Here is an 18,541-nt window from a genome sequence, read left to right as displayed (position 1 = left end):
CACATCCGGCACGGGACCCATCTTTCCCTTAGGGGAGTGCTACTCGCGACGGATGGTCGCCCCCATCTTGAGGACGATGTCCCTGGCGACGGCGTCGGGGATCCCCTGGTCCGCCAGTACCAGAAGGACGTGGTAGCGGCCGGATCCGGGCAGGGCGCGCAGGGGGAGGGCGATCGCGGTGATCGCGACCGACGGGGCCGGGCACGGCGCGTCCGCGGCGGGGACGACGGTGGTGGTCACGGCGGTGGCGGTCGCGCCGCCGTCGAGCATCGTGACCGGAGCCGCCTTGCCGATTTCGGTTTTCGGGGGCTGCCCTTCGCCGAGGGGGCCGTACGCGGCTTCCGCCCACCGCAGGGTCGTTTCCTCCGCGGCCTGGGCGGTGCCGCCGACCTCGCCCTCGTCGATGGTGGTGAACCCCGCCATCGCCCGCGCCGAGAGATCGGAGCCAGGGCAGAAGTCGCGGTGGTACCGGGCGACACCTTGGAGGGTGACCAGTTCGCCCGCCGGTGTCTCGTACCCGATGGCGACGTCCGGCTCTTCGAGATTCCAGTCCGGCGGGGCGTCGAAGACGAGCGGGTGATCGTCGGACTGCACGGGCTGCCAGCCCGCGATCACGGGCTCGATCCTGGTGGGCGTCACCGGGTCGGGCAGGACGAGGTCCTGCGCGGACGGCGGTGGCGCGGTCCTGGCCTGGTAGGTGGCCGTCGTGCCGACCACCAGGACGATGACCAGCCCGAGGACGCCCAGCGTGGGCCTGAGGCGGAGGCGACGGCGCGTGGCGGTGTCGCGGACGACCGGGATCGGCAGCGTCTGTTCGGCCTCGGTTTCGAGCGGCTGCCCGGTGAGCGGATCGACGAACCACGTTCGCGGTTCGTCGGAGCGCCCACCGGGGCCGGTCATGGCTGCGGCCTCAAGCTCGCGAGGATCTTTTGCGCGTCCTCTTCGGGCAGCGCGTCGGGTGTGCCCTGGTCCATGGCCATGACGAAGCAGATCGTCTGATCGCCGGATTTGAACGCCGCCGAAGTGATCTTCACGCTCGGCGCCCGGCACTCCTCGGTCTCCAGCGGACTGAACGTCCCGGTCGAACTGACCGCCTGGATCGCCCCGCTCGCGATCGGGACCTGCTTGACGTCGGGCATCGGGACGTCCGCTTTGCCGGTGGCGGACTGGATCCAGAGCCGGACCGCGCCCCTGGCGGCGTTCTCGACCGGGATCTGGCCCGCGGTGGCGAAGCCGACGACGCCGCGGTTCGAGCCCTGGGAATCCGGGCAGGCGCCGAGTTTGTACGTCGACACCTCGTGGATGACCATCTTGAACTCGCCCTCGTTGTAGGCGACGCTTTGGCCCGGCTTGGTCTCCCAGCCGGAGGCTGGAAGGTCGTAGGCGGTCTTGTCCTTGGCTGACAGGATCCCCTGCCAGCCGGGCGTCGTCGAGGGCACTTTGTTGTCTTTCGGGGCACCGCTGCTCGAAGACGGCGGCTTCGACGCCGAGGACGACGGCGGCACCGGCGCGGACGAGGGCGGCGGACCGGCCTGAGGCTGCGGGTCGTCGCCGTCACGCAGGACGAAGAAGAGCGTGGCGCCGACGGCGATGACCAGGACGAGCGCGCCGAGGCCGATCCAAAGGCCCTTCTTGCTCTTCTTCGGCGGCTCCGGCGCGAATCCCTGGTACGTCTGCTGCGGGAACTGCTGATAGCCCTCGTACGGCTGCTGGGGATCCTGCGGGTACTGGCCGTACTGAGGCGGGTTCTGCGGCGGATACCCCTGCTGCGGGGGTTGCTGCTGATAGGGCTGCTGTGGTTGCTGCTCCGGCCAGCCGTTGCCGCCTGGGTATGCCATGGAGCGAGCTTAGTTGGCGTCCCCCAGCACGGCCGCGCGTACCGCTGCCAGGTCGGACAGGTCGCCGAGCACGGTGTGCGCGCCCGCGTCGGCCAGTTCCTCCGCGCTGAACTGCCCTGTCGCCACGGCCACCGCGACGGCGCCGTTGTCGAGCGCGGCCCGCACGTCGTCCGGGGTGTCGCCGATGACGACGACCGACGTGGGCGCGAAGTCGGTGCCGTGCTTCGCCGAGGCCTGGCCGACGGCGGCGGGCACCAGGTCGGGCCGGTGCGCGGAGAGCGAGCCGTAGCCGCCGATCTCGAAGTCCACGTGTTCGTGCAGGTCGAACGCGGTCAGCTTGTGCACGGAGATCTCCGGCAGATTCCCGGTGACCAGCGTCTGGACGACCCCGCCGTGACCGGCGAAGGAGTTCAGCGCGTCCTTGGCACCCGGGAGCGCCCGGCCGCTGGTGGACAGCGTCGGGGCGTGGCTTTCGGAGACCGCGATCAGCGCGAGCCAGAGTTCGCGCACCTTCTCGTCGGTGGGCTCGACGCCGTGCGAGGACAGGATGTCCGCGCTGATGGCGCGTTCGGTGCGGCCGCCGAACTTCGGCAGCTCCCGCAGTTCGAGGCCCGCGACCTCGGCGAGCGCGGTCGCGTACCAGGTGGCGCCGACGCCGCGCAGGTCCACGAGGGTCTGGTCGATGTCCCACAGCACTAGCCGATGCGGAGTAGTCACGCGGTCGACGGTACCCATGACCTAATTCAACGTCTGTTGACTTCTGGGGAGACGGCGCCTACCTTGGCAGCTAATTCAACAGATGACGAATAAATGGAGGACGGTCATGCCGAACCGTCGCCCCGCCGGGGCCTTCGCTTTGCTCGCCGCGGCGGCCGGTGCGCTGGTCGCCGTCGTACTGGGCTTTCTCACCTTCGGCGCGCAGGCCACCGCCGCGCCCGACGGTCTCCCCCTCGCCGTGGCCGCGCCGCCGGGACCGCTCCAGGCGGCCGCGAACGGGATCGCGTCCCACGGCGGCGGTCAGGTCTCCTGGCGGGTGACCACTCCCGGAGAAGGCCGGAAACTGTTGGAGGACAAGGTGGTCTACGGCGTCCTCGAACTTCCGTCGACGGTCGTGGTGTCCGGGGCGGTGAACCCGTCCGGGACGCAGATCGCGCAGCAGGTCCTGACCGGCGCGGTGCAGGCGACGGGTGGCACGCCGAAGGTCGAGACGCTGCATCCCGCGAGCGTCGCGGGCCGGACGGCGCCGCTCGCGCTGAGCGCGCTGGCCTGGGTCGGCTGCCTGGCCGCGGGTGCCTTGCTGATCCTGGCCGGACAGCGGATCGGCCGGGACGCGGGCGCCGGCGCGCGCTTCACGCAGATCGTTTCGGTGGGCGTGCTGGTCACCGGCGTCCTGGCCGGATTCCTGAAACTGTGGGACTCCACGCTCCCGCTCGGCTGGGAAGTCCTCGGCTTCCTGTTCCTGGCCTCGACCGGGTTCGCCGCCGTGCAGACCGGTCTGCTGCGGCTGCTCGGCGTGCGGGCGATGGCGATCCTCGGCCCGCTGTACCTGGTCGCGCCCGCCGTCGCGGGGCAGGTGCCGGAACTGCTGAACCCCGCCTACCGCGCGGTGCTGTGGTCGTGGACGCCGTTCCGGTTCTCCTCGGAAGGACTCCGGAGCCTGGTGCAGGGCGTGCCCGGCGCGCCGGACGTCACGACCGGGGTGTGGGTGCTCGCCGGGATGCTCGCGGCGGGGCTCGCGCTCGCGCTGTGGCCGGGCCGGTCAGCCCTCCAGCAGGCTGAAGCGGACACGCCGGACCGGGTTGTCCAGGTTGGTGTCCACTAGGCAGACCGACTGCCAGGTGCCCAGCGTCATCACCCCGCCGATCACCGGGATCGTCGCGAACGGCGGCAGCAGCGCGGGCAGGACGTGGTCACGGCCGTGACCGGGACTGCCGTGCTGGTGCCGCCAGCGGCCGTCGCGGGGGAGAAGCTCGTCGAGCGCGGTGAGCAGGTCTTCGTCGCTGCCCGCGCCGGTTTCGAGGATCGCCAGCCCGGACGTCGCGTGCGGGACGAAGACGTGCAGGATCCCGTCCTCGGCGTCCGCGTCGCGCAGGAAGGTCTCGGCGTCCTTGGTCAGGTCGTGCACCACGGCCACGCTGCCGGTGCGCACCTCGATCTCCGTGGAGTACATACCCGTCACGGTAGTGCGTCACCCGACGAGCCGAGGGGTGCCGAGGGCAAGCCGCGGGCAGGAGCCCGTCGGCGTGCGCCAGGTGATCGTGAAGTCGTCCACGCGAGGGATCGCGATGAACAGCCTGTCCGGTGCGAGCTGACCGACGGCAGTCGTCGACAGCGTGCGCCCGGCGGACGTGAAGACCACGATGAGCGAGCCCGGCCGATCAGGTGAGTGATCGTCGATGCCGAGGGAAGTCTGGAACTCTTGGTATCGCCCGCCGAGCCGGTAGGTGATCCCGCCTCGGTTCGTGCAGGTGTCGGCCATGAGCGAATGCCCGAACGTGATTCCGTCGATGGTCGCCTCGCCCGTCCCGCTCCAGCCTCCCGAGGTCGGCCGCAGCGAATCCAGCGTGATCGGCGTCCGCGACGTCGGAGTGGGAACAGGTCGTGCCGGATGGGTGGGCAGGGGCGGTGGGGGGCCGGCGGTCGGGGTGACCCTCGCGGTCGTCTGGTGAGGCCGATCGGCCGCGGTCATGGAAGGCGCGGACTGGAGAACCACGACCGTGACGGTGGAAGCGGCGACGGCCAGAACACTCGCGATGACCGTCCGCGGGCGAGGAGGGCTCTTGGCCGCGGAACGCACCTTCTCGAAGGACACCGTCCGCACCGGCTCGGGTCCTTCCGGCAGCCCTATTCCGAAGACGGCCGCGACGGTTCGCCGGAAGAGGCTGTGGCGGTTCCTGTGCTCGACGGTCGCGGGTTTCCTCGAAACCCTGTCGAGTCCCCAAACCGAGACCCAGATACGGCGACGGCCTGTTTCAGGAGGCATCGGGCACTCGAGGTGGTTCCTGGCCGATCACCGCGTTCTTGATCGGCCGCAATTGCCCCAGTTGTGTCAGGAGCGCGGGTGCGGAGGCTCCGACCACCACTGCGGCGTAGGCGCCTGCCACCTGTCCCGTTCCGCCGAACAAAGCACCCGCCGCCGCACCCAAAGCGATGTGCACCGCACCGGCGATCGCTTCGGGAACGACGTCGATGTATTTCGTGAGTTTGGGCGGCACTCCTGCCGCGTTCTCCGCACGGTGCTCACGCCGGGCGTTGTGCCATTGCGTGATCTGGTTGTAGAGGTCGACGAGGCCGCGAAGAGACCCGCCCAAGGCCCCGAGGAGCGCGAATACTTCGACCGGCACTTTCCGCACCCGCCTTCGACGACGGATAGAGTCCTTGAGGGGGTGTCGGGCGACGGCATCCTGTTGTTACAGGCCGGCTGCCCCGAAGCGCGCCACGTAGTGCCAGACGCGTTTGAGGGCCTGCGGATCGAGATGACCCGCTTCGCCGAGGACGCGCGGATCGAGATGGCCGTCTTCGGCCAGCGCCAGGCCGAGTTCGACGAATTCCGGACCGCGGTACGCGGGATGGCGTTCGAGTTCTTCGGTCGGCAGGCGGAAGCCCGGATGCCATTCGACCGGGCAGTCCAGCCGGAGCGCGGCCTTTTCGACGTCGGTTCCGCGGTGACTCGGGTCGAGCACGAGGGCTTCGACGTCCGTCGCGAGGTCGACAGGGCCGTGGACGTGCGCCTCGACGTAGTCGTCGAGAAGGTCCTTCTCGTCGCGTTCGGCCAGGGCGATCAGTGCGGAAACCCTGGTGCCGTAACCGAAATCCGCCGGATTCAGCACGCTGTCCGGATAGCAGAACGTCGTCCGCGCGACGGTGTGCGCGGCCATCCGGAAATGGGCCGAGCCGAATCTCGGCGCGCCGCCGGTGGGACGGCGGCGGAAGTTCAAGGCGCCGTACTTCGGCCGTTCGGCGGGTGGCGCGTCGTCGTAGACACCGCCGAACATCCGGCTCTCCCAGCGCCACCGGGCGCCGCCGGGGTGCGCGGTCAGCCCGCCGTTGCTCGTCCCGGTTTCGAACTGGTTGCGGTAGAAGCCGTCCTCGGCCATCGACGTCAGGACGGTGCGTCCGTCCACTGTGGATCTGTCGGGGTGGAAGTGCAGTGTCACCGGCAGCCCGGCCTCGTGCCCGCCGCGTGCTTTCGCCGCGACGTGTGCGAGGGCCCGGGAGTACATGACCCGAGTATCAGGCGTGCCGCCGGGCGAGGGCTACCAAATATCTGACCGGCTCGCCGGTCGGGTTGACGTAGGCGCACTGCTGCGGAGTGCCGAGCTGCAGGCAGTCGCCCGCGTCGAGTTCGTGCTCGACGTCGCCCTCGCGGAAGCGCAGATGCCCGTCGAGCACCCAGATCTGGTGGTGGGTCAGCGCGTAGGTGTGCGCGGGGAAGGAGACCTCGGCGCCCGCGGGCAGGACAACCTCGACCAGTTCCAGCGGCCCGCCGAGCGACGGCGACACCGCGCGGCGCACGTAGCCGGTGTCGGGGTCGGTCCAGGTCGGCTGATCGGCCACGCGCACGAGCCGCCGGTCGCCGTGTTCGGCGCGCGCGATCAGCTCGGACAGCGTCATCCCGAGCGCGGCGGAAAGCCTGCTGAGCAGGACCGCCGTCGGCTGCGCCTCGCCGCGTTCGATCTTGCCGATCATCGCCCTGGACACGCCCGAGGACTCGGCGAGGGCGTTGGCCGAGAGGTTCTGGTCGAGTCTCGCGGACTGGAGCGTCGCGGCGAGCGACGCGGACAAGGGATCCGACATGCTGCTCACTATAGTGGCAGCCTCGGTTACTATGGTCGCCATGGTGATCAGGGAAGCGACGGAAGCCGACGCGACGGCGTGCGCGGAGATCTACGCGCCGTATGTCACCGACACGGTGATCTCGTTCGAGACCGAGCCGCCCAAGCCGGACGAGATGGCCGAGCGCATCGCCAAGGCGCAGCGAGCGCACGCGTGGCTCGTGCTCGAAGACGACGAAGGCCGCGTCGCCGGCTACGCCTACGGAGGACCTTTCAGCGGTCGTCCGTCCTATCGCTGGTCCTGCGAGGTCAGTATCTATCTGGAGCTCGGCCGCCGGAGGACCGGCGGCGGCCGAGCGCTCTATCAGGCGCTGCTGGACAGGTTGGCGGAGCGTGGTTTCCGGAACTTCTGCGCGGGGATGGTGCTGCCGAACGACGCGAGCGCCGGACTGCATCGCGCGCTGGGCTTCGAGCCGGTGGGGACCTACCGGCGGATCGGGTACAAGCACGGGGCCTGGCGGGATGTCGCCTGGGTGCAGCTCTGCCTGCCGGAGCTCACCGGGGTGCCCGCCGAACCTCGGTGACGCGCCGGACTCGGTGGGCGTGTTGCGAAAGCCACTTTCGCAACCTTCAAGGTTGCGAAAGTGGCTTTCGCAACACGCCCATGCCGGTCTCGTGAGCGTCCACAGCGGACATCGGCGCGGCCTTCAGGACTCCAGGTAGCGCAGCACGGCCAGAACCCGCCGGTTGTCCCCTTCGGACTGAGGCAGCGCCAGCTTCCCGAAGATGCTCGACACGTACTTCTCCACCGAGCCGGCCGAGAGGAACAACCTCGCCGCGATGGCCGAGTTCGACCGTCCCTCGGCCATCAGGCCCAGCACCTCCCGCTCCCGCGGCGTCAGCCCGGCGAGCGCGTCCGTCTTCCGGGTGGCGGTGAACAGCTGGCTGACCACCTCCGGATCGAGCACGGTCTCCCCGTCGGCGACCCGCCGAAGCGCGTCGAGGAAGTCCGACACCTCCGCGACCCGGTCCTTCAGCAGATAGCCGACGCCGCCCGCGCGGTCCGCCAGGAGTTCCGTCGCGTACTGCGTCTCGACGTACTGCGAGAACAACAGGATCGCGCATCCCGGCAGTTCCGCGCGCAGCGCGATCGACGCGCGCAGGCCTTCGTCGGTGTGCGTCGGCGGCATCCGGATGTCCACAATGGACACGTCCGGCCGGTGTTCGCGCACCGCCGCGCACAGGCTTTCGCCGTCGGCGACGGCCGCGAGGACCTCGTGCCCCCGAAGGTTCAGCAGCTCGACGAGCCCCGCCCGAAGGATGGCCGAATCCTCCGCGATCACGACGCGCACGCCGCCCCCCAAGTCCCTATTTCCGTAATGGTATTTCCGCGCTGATCACCGTAGGCCCTCCCGGAGGACTGTCGATGTCGAGCCCGCCGTCCACCGTCGCGAGCCGCTCGGCGATCCCGGCGAGCCCGCCGCCGCGTTCCGGCCGGGCCCCGCCTTCGCCGCCGTCGCGCACGACGAGCCGCAAGGCGTCACCGACGATACCCACGTCGACCTCGATCGCGGCGGAAGTGTGTTTCGCGGCATTGGTCAGCAGCTCGGCGACCGTGAAATAGGCGATGGTCTCGATCGACGGCGACGGCCTGCTCGGCAGGGCCACGGTGATCCGCGCGTCGATGCCCGAGCCCGCGGCCAAAGTGGACAGTGCGACGTCCAGGCCGGCGTCGAGCGCGGCGGGGTGGATGCCGCGGGCGAGGTCGCGCAGTTCGACCAGCGCCTGTTTCGCGTTGGCGTGCGCGGCCGTGACCAGGGCGGTGACCTGGTCGATGTCGCCGTCACCGCCGGACAGCTCGTCCTTCGCGATCCCGAGCTTCATCGCCAGCGCGACCAGTTGCGCCTGCGCGCCGTCGTGCAGGTCGCGTTCGATCCGGCGCAGCCGCCGTGTCGCGTCGTCGACGGCGGTCGCCCGGCTGCGTTCGAGGTCGCGCACGCGTTGGGAGAGGTCTTCGGTGCCGAGGATCCCGCGCACCAGCAGACGGTCGAACGCGGTCAGGCCGTGCACCACCCACGGCATCGCCAGCAGCACGACCAGCCCGGTGAAGGCGAGCAGCAGGGTGAGGGGCCAGGCACCGACGTGGAGATCGAACGTCGGCATGGCCTCACCGTTCAGGGTGAACCAGAAGTACGGGTAGGTCAGCGCGCTCACGGCGTACACGAACAGGGTCGCGACCAGGAAGAACTCGATCAGCGACAGCGGCAGCCGGATCAGCAGGTAGGCGATCGACCGCCAGCCGCTCGGGTCCCCGATCTTGCTCTTGATCCCGTTCCACAGTCCCGGCAGCAGCTCGGGCCGGGCGGGCGGCGTGACCGTCGTCCCGAGCAGGAGACGCGCCAGTCCGATGTGCGCGGCACCGATCAGCCGCGCGCCCGCCACGACGCCGATGAGCACCGGCAGCCCGATGGTGAGCAGGCTCAGCGTGATCCCGAACAGCAGGCCGACGACGACGAGCACGACGAGCACCAGCGTCAGCGGAGCGCCGACGATCACCCACGCCAGCTCCGCCCAGTACGCGCGGTTCAGCTGCGAGCCGAGGACGCGCCCGGGGAGGGCGTAACGGGTGATCACGGCTTCAGCTTGCCGTGGCCACCCGTCCCACGCCCATCCAGGTTTCCCTAGTCTTCGCGGGTTTCGTCTTCCTGCGCCCGCTGAGACGCCTCGCGCATCTCGATGACGTCCGTCAGCCAGTCGCCGGTCTCGCGGGCGATGTCCCGGATCGCGCCGGTGATGATCGTCGCGATGTTGCCGATGTGGGTGGCCGCGGACTCGGTGACCTCTTGGACCACGTCCTTGGTGCTTTCGAACTGACCGACCATGTCAGACACCTTAAGCCGCTCGGAGGGTCTTGTCGCTCTCCACGGTAGCGGGAGTGCGGGGTTCACCGTTCCAGGGCAGGGCCAGTTTCACGATCTTCTTGGCCACCGAGAACAGTTGCTTGTGCAGGGGCCCGGTGTTGTACGGCAGGCCGTACTTCTCGCAGATCGCCCGCACCTCGCCCGCGATCTCCGGGTAGCGGCGCGCCGGGATGTCCGGGAACAGGTGGTGCTCGATCTGGTGCGAGAGGTTCCCGGTCATGACGTGGAAGAGCTTGCCGCCGGTGATGTTCGCCGAGCCGAGGATCTGCCGCAGGTACCACTGGCCCCGCGACTCGTTCTCGGTCTCCTCCTCGGTGAAGCTCTCGACGTCGGCGGGGAAGTGCCCGCAGAAGATGATCGAGAACGCCCACAGGTTGCGGGTCAGGTTCGCGGTGGCGTTGCCGAGGAAGGTCAGCGGCGCGAGCGGACCGGTCAGCAGCGGGAAGAGCACGTAGTCCTTGCCGACCTGGCGGCCCGCCTTCTTGAGCATCTTCAGGCCGACCTCCTTGTTGTCCGACCACTTGCGCTCGCCCTTGACGACGCGGTCGAACTCGAGGTCGTGCAGCATGACGCCCCACTGGAAGAACAGCGCGAGCAGCGTCGCGTACACCGGGTTGCCCAGGTAGTACGGATTCCACTTCTGCGCCGGGTCCATCCGCAGGACGCCGTAACCGATGTCACGGTCCTTGTCGAGGATGTTCGTGTACGTGTGGTGGATGTAGTTGTGGGAGTGGCGCCAGTTCTCCGAGGGCGCGACGGTGTCCCATTCGAACTTCTGCGAGCTCAGCGCCGGGTCACGCGTCCAGTCGTACTGGCCGTGCATGACGTTGTGGCCGATCTCCATGTTGTCGAGGATCTTCGCCACCGAAAGCGCGGCGACGCCGGCGATCCAGGCGGGCGGGAAGAACCCGGCGAACAGCAGTCCGCGGCCTGCGACTTCAAGGGCGCGCTGTGTCTTGATGACGTTGTGGATGTAGTCGACGTCGACCTGGCCGAGGTCGGCGACGATCCGCTGCCGGATCTCGTCCAGTTCGCGGCCGAAGTCCTCGACCTGCTGCGGGGTCAGTTTGTCCTGCAAGCCTGTCATGGCAGGTCCTTTCTAAGCGTTGATCTCGACGTCCCCGACCGGGACGGAGATGCAGAGCTGGATCTCTTCGTTTTCTTCGCTGGAGGTCTCGCCGGTCTTGGCGTTGCGCACGCAGCCGGAGGTCTTGATCTGGGTGCAGGAGAAGCAGATGCCCATCCGGCAGCCGTGTTCCGGGCTCAGCCCCGCGTCCTCGGCCTGCTCCAGCAGCGGTTTCCCGGAGTTCTCGAACTCGCGGCCGCTGCGCGCGAACCGGACCTGTCCCTCGGCGTTCTCGGTGTCGAAGGTGAGCGCCGGCGGCGTGAACTCCTCGGTGTGCAGGTGTGCGCCGAGTCCGTCGGCGTCGAACGCCTCGCGGACGGAATCCATCAGCGGCTTCGGGCCGCACAGGAAGGTCTCGGCGTCGGGGTACCACGGCGCGGCCTCCGCGAGGTGCTCCTTCGAGAAGAACCCGTGCAGGTCGCCGCCACTTTTCGCGTGAGTGAACGCGTGTACCACCCGCAGTCCGGGCAGGCGGCGGGCGAGGTCGGCGAGCTCGGCGCGGTAGAGCGCGTCTTCGGCGCCGTTCGAGTAGTGCAGGAAGGCGACGTCGCCCTCGAACTTCTCGTCCGCCAGCGTGCGCAGCATCGACAGGACAGGCGTGATCCCGCTCCCGCCGCTCACCAGCAGGATCCGCCGGGGCCTCGGCGACGGCAGGGTGAACTCACCGTCCGCAGTGGACAGTCCGAGGACGGAACCCGTGGTGATCGTGCGGTTCAGATGGCGCGAGACGAGCCCTTGGGGGTCGGCCTTGATGGTCAGTTCCAGCGTGCCGTCGTGCTCCGAACCGGCAGGCGAGTAGCAGCGGGTCCGGCGGACGCCGTCGATCTCGACGGTCACCCGCACGTACTGGCCCGCGGCGTGTCCCCGCCAGGCCCTGCTCGGCTTGATGGTCAGCGTGACCGTGTCGGCTGTCTGCCGCCGGACGCCGGTGACCAGGCCGCGGATCTCGCGGCGGACCAGCATCGGATCGACGAGTTCGAGGTAGCGGTCCATTCCGTGGGGCGTGAGCAGGGCCTCGGCCAGCGAGGCCAGCCGCCTGGCCCTGCGCGGTACCAGTGCCGTCATCACTTTCTCCCAATTTCAGTGAACGCTTGTACACTGAACAGTGAAGTGGTGAACATGCCGCTTGTCAACGCGAGAGGACGGCGATGTGACGTGGGTGATAGCGCGGAGGCGATTACGCTGTCCGTCGTGACAACAGAGCCCGTTTCCCGGCAGGAGCGCAAACAGCGCACGCGTCAGGCGTTGCTGGACGCGGCACTGGACCTGGTGGCGGAACGAGGGTTCTCCGGGCTGAGCCTGCGCGAGGTGGCGAAACAGGCCGGAATCGTGCCGACGGCGTTCTATCGCCATTTCGCATCGATGGACGAGCTGGGCGTCGCGCTGGTGGAAGAGTCGATGCGCACCTTGCGCACGATGATCCGCTCCGCGCGCACCAAGCCCGCGGCCTACAACGACATGATCCGGACGTCTGTGCGCATCCTGCGCGAGCACGTGAGGGCGCACGAGGCCCACTTCCACTTCCTGACCAGGGAGCGCTACGGCGGCACCGGCCCGGTCCGGCAGGCGATCGGCTTCGAACTCAAGCTCTTCGTCAGCGAACTCGCCGTCGACCTGGCGCGCTTCGACAACCTCCGCGAATGGGTGACGGAGGATCTGCACCTGCTGGCCGATCTGATCGTGACGACCATGCTCACGACGGTGCTGGAACTGCTCGAAACACCTTCGCGTGACGACGAGATCGTGCGCACGGCCGAACGGCGGCTGCGGCTGATCTTTCTGGGGGTGCCGAACTGGCGCAGCGTTCCGTGACGGGCGAAACCGTTGCTCCGTAAGTGTCATCAGGGGTCCCCATAGGACGGAACGTGTCCTGTGGGGACCCCTTATGACGTCGCCCACCTGGATCGATGGCTGGATCGATCGTGATGAGCGATGTCACGGAAAGATGCCGTCCGGATACGTTCAGCCAGGAAAGTTGTCGGCCGGACGTGGTAAACAGTGCGGGTTCGTGTGGTCCTCTCCAGCGAGGAGGTCGCCTGTGGCGGCAGAAAACGAGCAGCTCACGGTCGGTGTTGTCCGGGAGACCGGACAAGGTGAACGCCGCATCGCGCTGGTTCCGAAACTCATCGAGCGCGTCTCCGGACGCGGACTGCGGGTGGTGGTGGAGCCCGGCGCGGGCGCCGGCGCGCTGCTCGCCGACGAGACCTTCGAGCAGGCGGGTGCGGTTCTCGGTGACCCGTGGGACGCCGACATCGTGGTGAAGGTGGCGCCTCCGAGCGCGGCCGAAGTCGCGAAGCTCAAACAAGGCACCATTCTCATCGGCTTCCTGAATCCACGGGGTGATCCCGAGGGGATCGCGGCGCTGGAAACGGCGGGCGTCCGCGCTTTCGCCGTCGAGGCGATCCCGCGGATCTCGCGTGCGCAGGCGATGGACGCGTTGTCGTCGCAGAGCAGCGTCGCGGGTTATCGCGCGGTGTTGCTGGCCGCGGAGAAACTCACGCGCTTCTTCCCGATGCTCACCACCGCGGCCGGAACCGTGCCACCGGCGAAGGTGCTCGTGCTCGGCGCGGGTGTCGCCGGGCTCCAGGCCTTGGCGACGGCGAAACGGCTCGGTGCGCAGACCACCGGGTACGACGTCCGGCCCGAGGTCGGCGAGCAGGTGAAGTCGCTCGGCGCGAAATTCCTCGAGCTAGGCATCGAGGCGGTCGGCGAAGGCGGATACGCCCGCGAGCTGACAGCGGAGGAAAAAGCCGAACAGCAACGCAGGCTCACCGAGGCGATCACGAGGTTCGACGTCGTGATCACCACGGCGCTCGTCCCGGGCCGCAAGGCGCCGACCCTCGTCACCGCCGACGCGGTGAAGGGGATGCCCGCCGGTGGTGTCGTGGTCGACCTCGCCGGCGAGTCCGGCGGCAACTGCGAACTGACGAAACCGGGCGAGGAGGTCGTCGAGCACGACGTCACCATCTGCTCGCCGCTCAACCTCGCCGCGGAGATGCCCGCGCATTCCAGCGAGCTCTACGCGCGCAACGTCACCGAGTTGCTGGAACTGCTCGTCGACAAGGAAGGCAAGCTCGCGCTCGACTTCTCCGACGAGATCGTCGCCGGGGCCTGCGTGGCCGGTGCCCCCGGCGCCGGAGAAGAAGGGGGCGAGTGATGCTCGTCGGCAGCTTGGCGATCCTCGTACTCGCCGGATTCGTGGGATTCACCGTCATCTCGAAGGTGCCCAACACCCTCCACACCCCGCTCATGTCGGGGACCAACGCCATCCACGGCATCGTCCTGCTCGGCGGGCTGATCGTGCTCGGCCTCGGGGTCGACGGCGTACTGAACAAGATCCTGCTGGTGATCGCGATCGCCTTCGGCACGATCAACGTGGTCGGCGGCTTCCTCGTCACCGACCGGATGCTCTCGATGTTCAAGGCGAAGAAGCCGGAAGACGGTGGTGACAAGTGACGACCTTCATCGCCGTCCTCTACATCATTTCCTTCGCACTGTTCATCTACGGCCTCATGGGCCTGACCGGCCCGCGCACCGCGGTCCGCGGCAACTGGATCGCCGCGGTCGGCATGGGCATCGCGGTGATCGCGACGCTGCTGACGCCGGGCATGAGCAACTGGCTGCTGATCGCGCTCGGCGTCGCGATCGGTGTCGTCGTCGGCGTGCCGTCCGCGCGCAAGGTCAAGATGACCGCGATGCCGCAGATGGTGGCGCTGTTCAACGGCGTCGGCGGCGGGGCGGTGGCCTTGATCGCCTGGGTCGAGTTCCGCACCACCGAGGGCTACGCGCACGAGCCCGCGTACGTCGCGATCGCGTCGTTGTTCGCCGCGATCGTCGGTTCGGTGTCCTTCTGGGGCTCGAACATCGCGTTCGGGAAGCTGCAGGAACTGATCTCCGGCCGCCCGATCACCCTGGGCAAGTTGCAGCAGCCGGTGAACGCGCTGGTCCTGATCGCCGCGATCGTCTTCGCGGTCGTCATCGCCACCGGCGGCGACGCCGAACTGCTGATGATCGGCCTGCTGGTCGCGGCGGGCGTGCTCGGCGTGGTGGTCGTGCTGCCGATCGGCGGCGCGGACATGCCGGTCGTCATCTCGCTGCTGAACGCGCTCACCGGTCTGTCGGCCGCGGCCATGGGGCTCGCGCTCGACAACACCGCGCTGATCGTGGCGGGCATGATCGTCGGCGCCTCGGGTTCGATCCTGACGAACCTGATGGCGAAGGCGATGAACCGGTCGATCCCGGCCATCGTCGCCGGTGGGTTCGGCGGCGGCACGGCGGTCGCGAGCGGCGGCTCCGGCGAGGTCCGGCCGGTCCGCAGCACCAGCGCGTCCGACACCGCGATCCAGATGGCCTACGCCAACAAGGTCGTGGTCGTCCCCGGCTACGGCATGGCCGTCGCGCAGGCACAGCACGTGGTCCGCGAGATGGCGAAGCTGCTGGAGGCCAAAGGGATCACGGTCGCGTACGCCATCCACCCGGTGGCGGGCCGGATGCCGGGGCACATGAACGTGCTCCTCGCCGAGGCCGACGTCCCGTACGAACAGCTGAAAGAGATGGACGAGATCAACTCCGAGTTCGCCCAGACCGACGTCGCGCTGGTGATCGGCGCGAACGACGTCACGAACCCGGCCGCGGAGACCGATCCGGGCTCGCCCATCTACGGGATGCCGATCCTCAAGGTGAACCACAGCCGGTCGGTGATCGTGCTCAAACGCTCGATGAGTTCGGGCTTCGCCGGCATCGACAACGAGCTCTTCTACGATGCGAAGACAAGCATGCTCTTCGGCGACGCCAAATCGTCGGTGGGCGAGATCGTGGAGGAACTCAAAGCACTGTGACCGGCCCCTCGGAAGTCGTCGCCGCGTTCGACGACCCGGCCGACAACCTCGCGTTCGACGAAGCCCTCCTGCGCGCCGCACCGGAGGCGCCGGTCCTGTGGATCTGGCGCAACACCGACAGTGTGGTCGTGGGGCGGGGGCAGAAGATCGAACGCGAGGTCAAGGCGGACGTCTGTACGAGCGACGGCGTTCCGGTGCTGCGCCGGGCCAGCGGCGGCGGCACCGTGTTCCACGATCCCGGCAATCTCAACATCACTCTCGTCCTGCCAGGACTCGGCTTGTCCGGGGAAGCCGTCAAACCGCTCGAAGCACTCGGGGAACTGATGACCGCGACGGTGGCCGAACTCGGGCTGCCGTCGCGGCTCGGTGATCGGGGACTGTTCGTCGGTGACTCGAAGCTGTGCGGTTTCGCCGTGTTCCGGACGAGAACGGGCTTGCTCGCGCATTCCACTCTGCTCGTTTCGACCGCGGCCGAGCGGGTCGGCCGGTATCTCACTTCGGCGCCTTCCGATCCCCGTCCGCTCGACTCCCACCGGAGCCCGGTCGCGTCGCTCGCCGAACACGGCCTGCGCAAAGGTGTAGCCGAAGTCACGGCCGCGGTCCGCGTGGCGGCGGCCGCGCAGCTGGGTGAACTCACCACCCGGAAGCCGTCGGCCGGGGAGCTGGAGTGGCACCGCTCGCTCCAGCACACGAGGTACCACTATCCGGAATGGCACTCCACCGGCGCTCAGCGCAAATGAGGTGAAAACGAAAAAGGCCCTTTCGCGAAAATCGCGAAAGGGCCTTTTCGGTGCGTTACTTTTCGGTGGCCGAGAAAGTGACGGCGGGCACCTTGCGGGCGGCGCGCGTGGTCTTCTTCGGCTCGGCCGCCTTCTTCGCCGTCGTCTTGGCGGCGGCCTTCGGCGCGGCCTTGGCGGCGGTCGTCTTCGCGGCCGCGGTCTTCGGGGCGGCCTTCGCGGACGTCGTCTTGGCGGCGGTCTTCGCCGGAGCCTTGGCCGGGGTCTTCGCCGCGGCGGCGGCCTTGGCACGGCCTGCCGGAGCCTTCGCGGTGGTGGTCTTCGCCGCCGCGCCGCGGGTCGACTTCGCCTTGGCGGCAGTGGCTTTCGCCGTGGTCTTGGCGGGAGCCTTGGCCTCGGCCTTGGGGGCGGCGGCCTTCTTGACGGCGGCGGGCTTACGGCCGGCGACACCCTTCGCGGCAGGCTTGCGGCCCGGCTTCGCGGCCGTCTTCGCCTCGGCCTTCGCGGCGGTGGCGGCGGTCTTCGGGGTCGACTTCGACACCCGCGCGCCCTTGGGCCGCTGCACCACCCGCGGCCGCAGTTTGCGGCCACCGATCCGGCGGCCGTTCTCCACATACGCACTCAGGATTTCCCGGAGTGCGGTGGCGTTGTCGGCCGAAAGGTCGATGTCGTAAGCGATTCCGTCCAAACCGAAAGCGACCGTTTCTTCGGCAGCCTCGCCGGTCAGATCATCCAGCAAATGAACAGCAGTGTTCCTGGCCATGAAAAACCTCCCGCGCTCGATCGTTCTACTGCGTAACCGGCACGGTGAAACCTGACCCGCGGCTGATTGACTCACGCAGCGACACGAGGATAGCGGCAGGTTGCGCGAAGCTGCGCGGTGGTGTGCGCTGAATGCATGTCAGCACAGACTTTTGACGTGATCGTGATCGGAGGCGGCCCCGTCGGCGAGGTCGCCGCCGAGCGGGCCGCGCGCGGCGGGCTTCGGGTCGCCCTCGTCGAACACGAACGCTTCGGCGGCGAATGTTCTTACTGGGCCTGCATTCCGAGCAAGGCGCTGCTGCGGCCGGGGAACCTCCTCGCCGCCGCCAAGCGCGTCCCGGGTGTCCCGGTCGGTGACGCGGTCGACCCGGCCGCGGTGTTCGCGCGCCGGGACTGGTTCACCGGCAAGGGAGACGACAGCGGACAGGTCAAGTGGGCCGAAGGCGTCGGGATCGTCCCGATCCGCGGGCACGGCCGGATCACCGGTGAGCGGGAGGTGACGGTCGACGGCGGTGACGTGCTGACCGCGCGGCACGCCGTGATCGTCGCCACCGGCAGTGTCCCGCGGACACCGCCGATCCCCGGACTGGACACCGTTTCCACTTGGGGCTCCCGCGAGGCGACTTCGGCGGAAGCGGTCCCGCGCCGGCTGGGCGTGCTCGGCGGCGGTGTCGTCGGCGTCGAAATGGCGCAGGCGTTCGCGACGCTCGGCGCCGAGGTCCACTTGATCATCTCGGGCGAACGTCCTTTGCCGCGGCTGCCGGACTTCGCGGGCGACGCCGTCATCGCGGGACTCCGTGAAGCCGGGGTCACCGTGCACACCGGATCGGGTCTCGACTCCGTGTCCGCTGTGGACGGTGGTAAGGAATTGTCCCTGAAGGGTGGTGACCGGTTGGTCGTCGACGAGCTCCTCGTCGCCACCGGCCGCCGTCCCGCGACCGACGATCTCGGCGTGGAGACGCTCGGCCTCGAAGCGGGCAAGCCGCTCACGACGGACGACAACGGCCGCGTGTCCGCTGTGGACGGTGACTGGCTGTTCGCCGTCGGGGACGTCACCGGCCGGGCGCCGCTGACCCACCAGGGCAAGTACGCCGCCCGCGCCACCGGGGACGCGGTGGCCGCGCAGGCGGCGGGCGAGCCCGTGGATTCCGCCGCGTGGAGCGCGCACAGCGCCACGGCCGACCACCACGCCATTCCGCAGGTCGTCTTCACCGACCCGGAGGTCGCTTCGGTCGGGCTCGCCGGACCGGAAGAGGGCAGGCCGCACCGCGTCGTCGACATCGACATCGCGGTCGCCGGTTCGTCACTGCACGCGGACGGCTACGCGGGTAAGGCGCGGATCGTCGTCGACACCGAACGCGGTGTGCTCGTCGGTGCGACCTTCGTCGGGCAGGACGTGTCCGAACTGCTGCATTCGGCCACGATCGCGATCGTGGGAGAGGTCCCGCTGCCGAGGCTGTGGCACGCGGTCCCGTCGTTCCCCACGATCAGCGAGGTGTGGCTGCGCCTCCTGGAGGCATACGGCCTCTAGGTCGCGTCCTGCA

General features: G+C 68.9%; 22 protein-coding genes. 8 read left to right on the top strand and 14 right to left on the bottom strand.

The genetic code is table 11. The annotated features are described in order from the left end of the window. Positions 1-39: 39 nt before the first annotated feature. From B0293_RS27380 to B0293_RS27370, 3 genes are read right to left on the bottom strand one after another with little or no spacing between them, the layout of a single operon-like run. A complete protein-coding gene (locus B0293_RS27380) occupies positions 40-900 on the bottom strand; it encodes a hypothetical protein (RefSeq protein ID WP_005154579.1) in 861 nt (286 codons plus the stop codon). After that, positions 897-1,838: a flagellar basal body-associated FliL family protein gene (locus B0293_RS27375; protein WP_005154578.1), complete on the bottom strand. Its 942-nt coding sequence runs from the start codon at positions 1,836-1,838 to the stop codon at positions 897-899. The genes B0293_RS27380 and B0293_RS27375 overlap by 4 nt, the downstream gene beginning before the upstream one ends. Positions 1,839-1,847: 9 nt before the next feature. Continuing rightward, positions 1,848-2,573 (bottom strand): HAD family hydrolase, encoded by a 726-nt coding sequence (locus tag B0293_RS27370; protein ID WP_039916717.1) that lies wholly within the window; start codon positions 2,571-2,573, stop codon positions 1,848-1,850. An 88-nt stretch (positions 2,574-2,661) separates the two neighbouring features. Here B0293_RS27370 and B0293_RS27365 point away from each other — a divergent pair, with 88 nt between their 5' ends. Next, a complete protein-coding gene (locus tag B0293_RS27365) occupies positions 2,662-3,660 on the top strand; it encodes a YhgE/Pip domain-containing protein (RefSeq protein ID WP_005154576.1) in 999 nt (332 codons plus the stop codon). Here the strand turns inward: B0293_RS27365 and B0293_RS27360 are convergent. From B0293_RS27360 to B0293_RS27340, 5 genes are all read right to left on the bottom strand, one after another. Next, a complete protein-coding gene (locus B0293_RS27360) occupies positions 3,598-4,008 on the bottom strand; it encodes a secondary thiamine-phosphate synthase enzyme YjbQ (protein ID WP_039916714.1) in 411 nt (136 codons plus the stop codon). The genes B0293_RS27365 and B0293_RS27360 overlap by 63 nt on opposite strands. 18 nt (positions 4,009-4,026) lie before the next feature. Further along, the gene (locus tag B0293_RS27355) at positions 4,027-4,659 is read right to left on the bottom strand and encodes a hypothetical protein (protein ID WP_005154574.1); all 633 of its coding nucleotides are present in this window, start codon (positions 4,657-4,659) and stop codon (positions 4,027-4,029) included. Between the two features lie 151 nt (positions 4,660-4,810). Further along, on the bottom strand, positions 4,811-5,182 hold the full coding sequence (locus B0293_RS27350) for a hypothetical protein (protein WP_143254651.1): 372 nt from the start codon (positions 5,180-5,182) through the stop codon (positions 4,811-4,813). A gap of 66 nt (positions 5,183-5,248) precedes the next feature. Next, complete coding sequence (locus B0293_RS27345) at positions 5,249-6,061, bottom strand: DUF3626 domain-containing protein (RefSeq protein ID WP_209437265.1); 813 nt, start codon at positions 6,059-6,061, stop codon at positions 5,249-5,251. A gap of 10 nt (positions 6,062-6,071) precedes the next feature. Then, entirely contained in the window at positions 6,072-6,635 is a 564-nt protein-coding gene (locus B0293_RS27340; RefSeq protein WP_005154568.1) for a helix-turn-helix domain-containing protein, read from the bottom strand. A 31-nt stretch (positions 6,636-6,666) separates the two neighbouring features. Between B0293_RS27340 and B0293_RS27335 the strand changes: the two genes are divergently transcribed. Beyond that, positions 6,667-7,197, top strand: a complete 531-nt coding sequence (locus B0293_RS27335; RefSeq protein WP_005154567.1) for a GNAT family N-acetyltransferase — start codon at positions 6,667-6,669, stop codon at positions 7,195-7,197. Positions 7,198-7,320: 123 nt separating this feature from the next. Here B0293_RS27335 and B0293_RS27330 read toward each other — a convergent pair whose 3' ends face one another. The 5 genes from B0293_RS27330 to B0293_RS27310 are packed head-to-tail and all read right to left on the bottom strand — an operon-like array spanning position 7,321 to position 11,725. Beyond that, positions 7,321-7,965 carry a response regulator transcription factor gene (locus B0293_RS27330; RefSeq protein ID WP_005154566.1) on the bottom strand — a complete coding sequence of 215 codons (645 nt, stop codon included), beginning with the start codon at positions 7,963-7,965 and terminating at the stop codon, positions 7,321-7,323. A 16-nt stretch (positions 7,966-7,981) separates the two neighbouring features. Continuing rightward, positions 7,982-9,247 carry a sensor histidine kinase gene (locus B0293_RS27325; RefSeq protein WP_005154565.1) on the bottom strand — a complete coding sequence of 422 codons (1,266 nt, stop codon included), beginning with the start codon at positions 9,245-9,247 and terminating at the stop codon, positions 7,982-7,984. A 47-nt stretch (positions 9,248-9,294) separates the two neighbouring features. Beyond that, positions 9,295-9,495 (bottom strand): hypothetical protein, encoded by a 201-nt coding sequence (locus B0293_RS27320; RefSeq protein WP_005154564.1) that lies wholly within the window; start codon positions 9,493-9,495, stop codon positions 9,295-9,297. Positions 9,496-9,505: 10 nt separating this feature from the next. Next, positions 9,506-10,621 (bottom strand): fatty acid desaturase family protein, encoded by a 1,116-nt coding sequence (locus B0293_RS27315; protein ID WP_005154563.1) that lies wholly within the window; start codon positions 10,619-10,621, stop codon positions 9,506-9,508. A 12-nt stretch (positions 10,622-10,633) separates the two neighbouring features. After that, positions 10,634-11,725: a ferredoxin reductase gene (locus tag B0293_RS27310; protein WP_005154562.1), complete on the bottom strand. Its 1,092-nt coding sequence runs from the start codon at positions 11,723-11,725 to the stop codon at positions 10,634-10,636. A 90-nt stretch (positions 11,726-11,815) separates the two neighbouring features. On the opposite strand from B0293_RS27310, the gene B0293_RS27305 reads away from it, so the two are divergent. From B0293_RS27305 to B0293_RS27285, 5 genes are all read left to right on the top strand, one after another. After that, positions 11,816-12,472, top strand: a complete 657-nt coding sequence (locus tag B0293_RS27305; RefSeq protein WP_039916709.1) for a TetR family transcriptional regulator — start codon at positions 11,816-11,818, stop codon at positions 12,470-12,472. A gap of 226 nt (positions 12,473-12,698) precedes the next feature. Then, complete coding sequence (locus B0293_RS27300) at positions 12,699-13,817, top strand: Re/Si-specific NAD(P)(+) transhydrogenase subunit alpha (RefSeq protein ID WP_039916706.1); 1,119 nt, start codon at positions 12,699-12,701, stop codon at positions 13,815-13,817. Beyond that, positions 13,817-14,116, top strand: a complete 300-nt coding sequence (locus tag B0293_RS27295) for an NAD(P) transhydrogenase subunit alpha (RefSeq protein WP_007032801.1) — start codon at positions 13,817-13,819, stop codon at positions 14,114-14,116. The genes B0293_RS27300 and B0293_RS27295 overlap by 1 nt, the downstream gene beginning before the upstream one ends. Next, positions 14,113-15,498, top strand: coding sequence for an NAD(P)(+) transhydrogenase (Re/Si-specific) subunit beta (locus B0293_RS27290; RefSeq protein ID WP_005154559.1), 1,386 nt, complete (start codon positions 14,113-14,115; stop codon positions 15,496-15,498). The genes B0293_RS27295 and B0293_RS27290 overlap by 4 nt, the downstream gene beginning before the upstream one ends. Next, entirely contained in the window at positions 15,495-16,238 is a 744-nt protein-coding gene (locus B0293_RS27285) for a lipoate--protein ligase family protein (protein WP_005154557.1), read from the top strand. Before B0293_RS27290 ends, B0293_RS27285 begins: the two co-directional genes overlap by 4 nt. Positions 16,239-16,293: 55 nt before the next feature. Here B0293_RS27285 and B0293_RS27280 read toward each other — a convergent pair whose 3' ends face one another. Then, entirely contained in the window at positions 16,294-16,998 is a 705-nt protein-coding gene (locus B0293_RS27280; RefSeq protein WP_005154556.1) for an Lsr2 dimerization domain-containing protein, read from the bottom strand. 156 nt (positions 16,999-17,154) lie between these two features. On the opposite strand from B0293_RS27280, the gene B0293_RS27275 reads away from it, so the two are divergent. After that, positions 17,155-18,528 (top strand): dihydrolipoyl dehydrogenase family protein, encoded by a 1,374-nt coding sequence (locus B0293_RS27275; protein ID WP_005154555.1) that lies wholly within the window; start codon positions 17,155-17,157, stop codon positions 18,526-18,528. Positions 18,529-18,541 lie beyond the last annotated feature (13 nt).

The organism is Amycolatopsis azurea DSM 43854, from assembly GCF_001995215.1.
GTDB classification, from domain to species: Bacteria; Actinomycetota; Actinomycetes; order Mycobacteriales; family Pseudonocardiaceae; genus Amycolatopsis; species Amycolatopsis azurea.
The sequence above is the reverse complement of the archived record's forward strand: the minus strand, read 5'-3'. Positions and strand labels throughout refer to the sequence as shown.

Bases quoted from the DNA above. Each gene is read 5' to 3' on its own strand.
- B0293_RS27380 (WP_005154579.1), bottom strand. From the start codon at position 900: ATGACCGGCCCCGGTGGGCGCTCCGACGAACCGCGAACGTGGTTCGTC.
- B0293_RS27375 (WP_005154578.1), bottom strand. From the start codon at position 1,838: ATGGCATACCCAGGCGGCAACGGCTGGCCGGAGCAGCAACCACAGCAG.
- B0293_RS27370 (WP_039916717.1), bottom strand. From the start codon at position 2,573: ATGGGTACCGTCGACCGCGTGACTACTCCGCATCGGCTAGTGCTGTGG.
- B0293_RS27365 (WP_005154576.1), top strand. From the start codon at position 2,662: ATGCCGAACCGTCGCCCCGCCGGGGCCTTCGCTTTGCTCGCCGCGGCG.
- B0293_RS27360 (WP_039916714.1), bottom strand. From the start codon at position 4,008: ATGTACTCCACGGAGATCGAGGTGCGCACCGGCAGCGTGGCCGTGGTG.
- B0293_RS27345 (WP_209437265.1), bottom strand. From the start codon at position 6,061: ATGTACTCCCGGGCCCTCGCACACGTCGCGGCGAAAGCACGCGGCGGG.
- B0293_RS27340 (WP_005154568.1), bottom strand. From the start codon at position 6,635: ATGTCGGATCCCTTGTCCGCGTCGCTCGCCGCGACGCTCCAGTCCGCG.
- B0293_RS27335 (WP_005154567.1), top strand. From the start codon at position 6,667: ATGGTCGCCATGGTGATCAGGGAAGCGACGGAAGCCGACGCGACGGCG.
- B0293_RS27320 (WP_005154564.1), bottom strand. From the start codon at position 9,495: ATGGTCGGTCAGTTCGAAAGCACCAAGGACGTGGTCCAAGAGGTCACC.
- B0293_RS27315 (WP_005154563.1), bottom strand. From the start codon at position 10,621: ATGACAGGCTTGCAGGACAAACTGACCCCGCAGCAGGTCGAGGACTTC.
- B0293_RS27310 (WP_005154562.1), bottom strand. From the start codon at position 11,725: ATGACGGCACTGGTACCGCGCAGGGCCAGGCGGCTGGCCTCGCTGGCC.
- B0293_RS27295 (WP_007032801.1), top strand. From the start codon at position 13,817: ATGCTCGTCGGCAGCTTGGCGATCCTCGTACTCGCCGGATTCGTGGGA.
- B0293_RS27280 (WP_005154556.1), bottom strand. From the start codon at position 16,998: ATGGCCAGGAACACTGCTGTTCATTTGCTGGATGATCTGACCGGCGAG.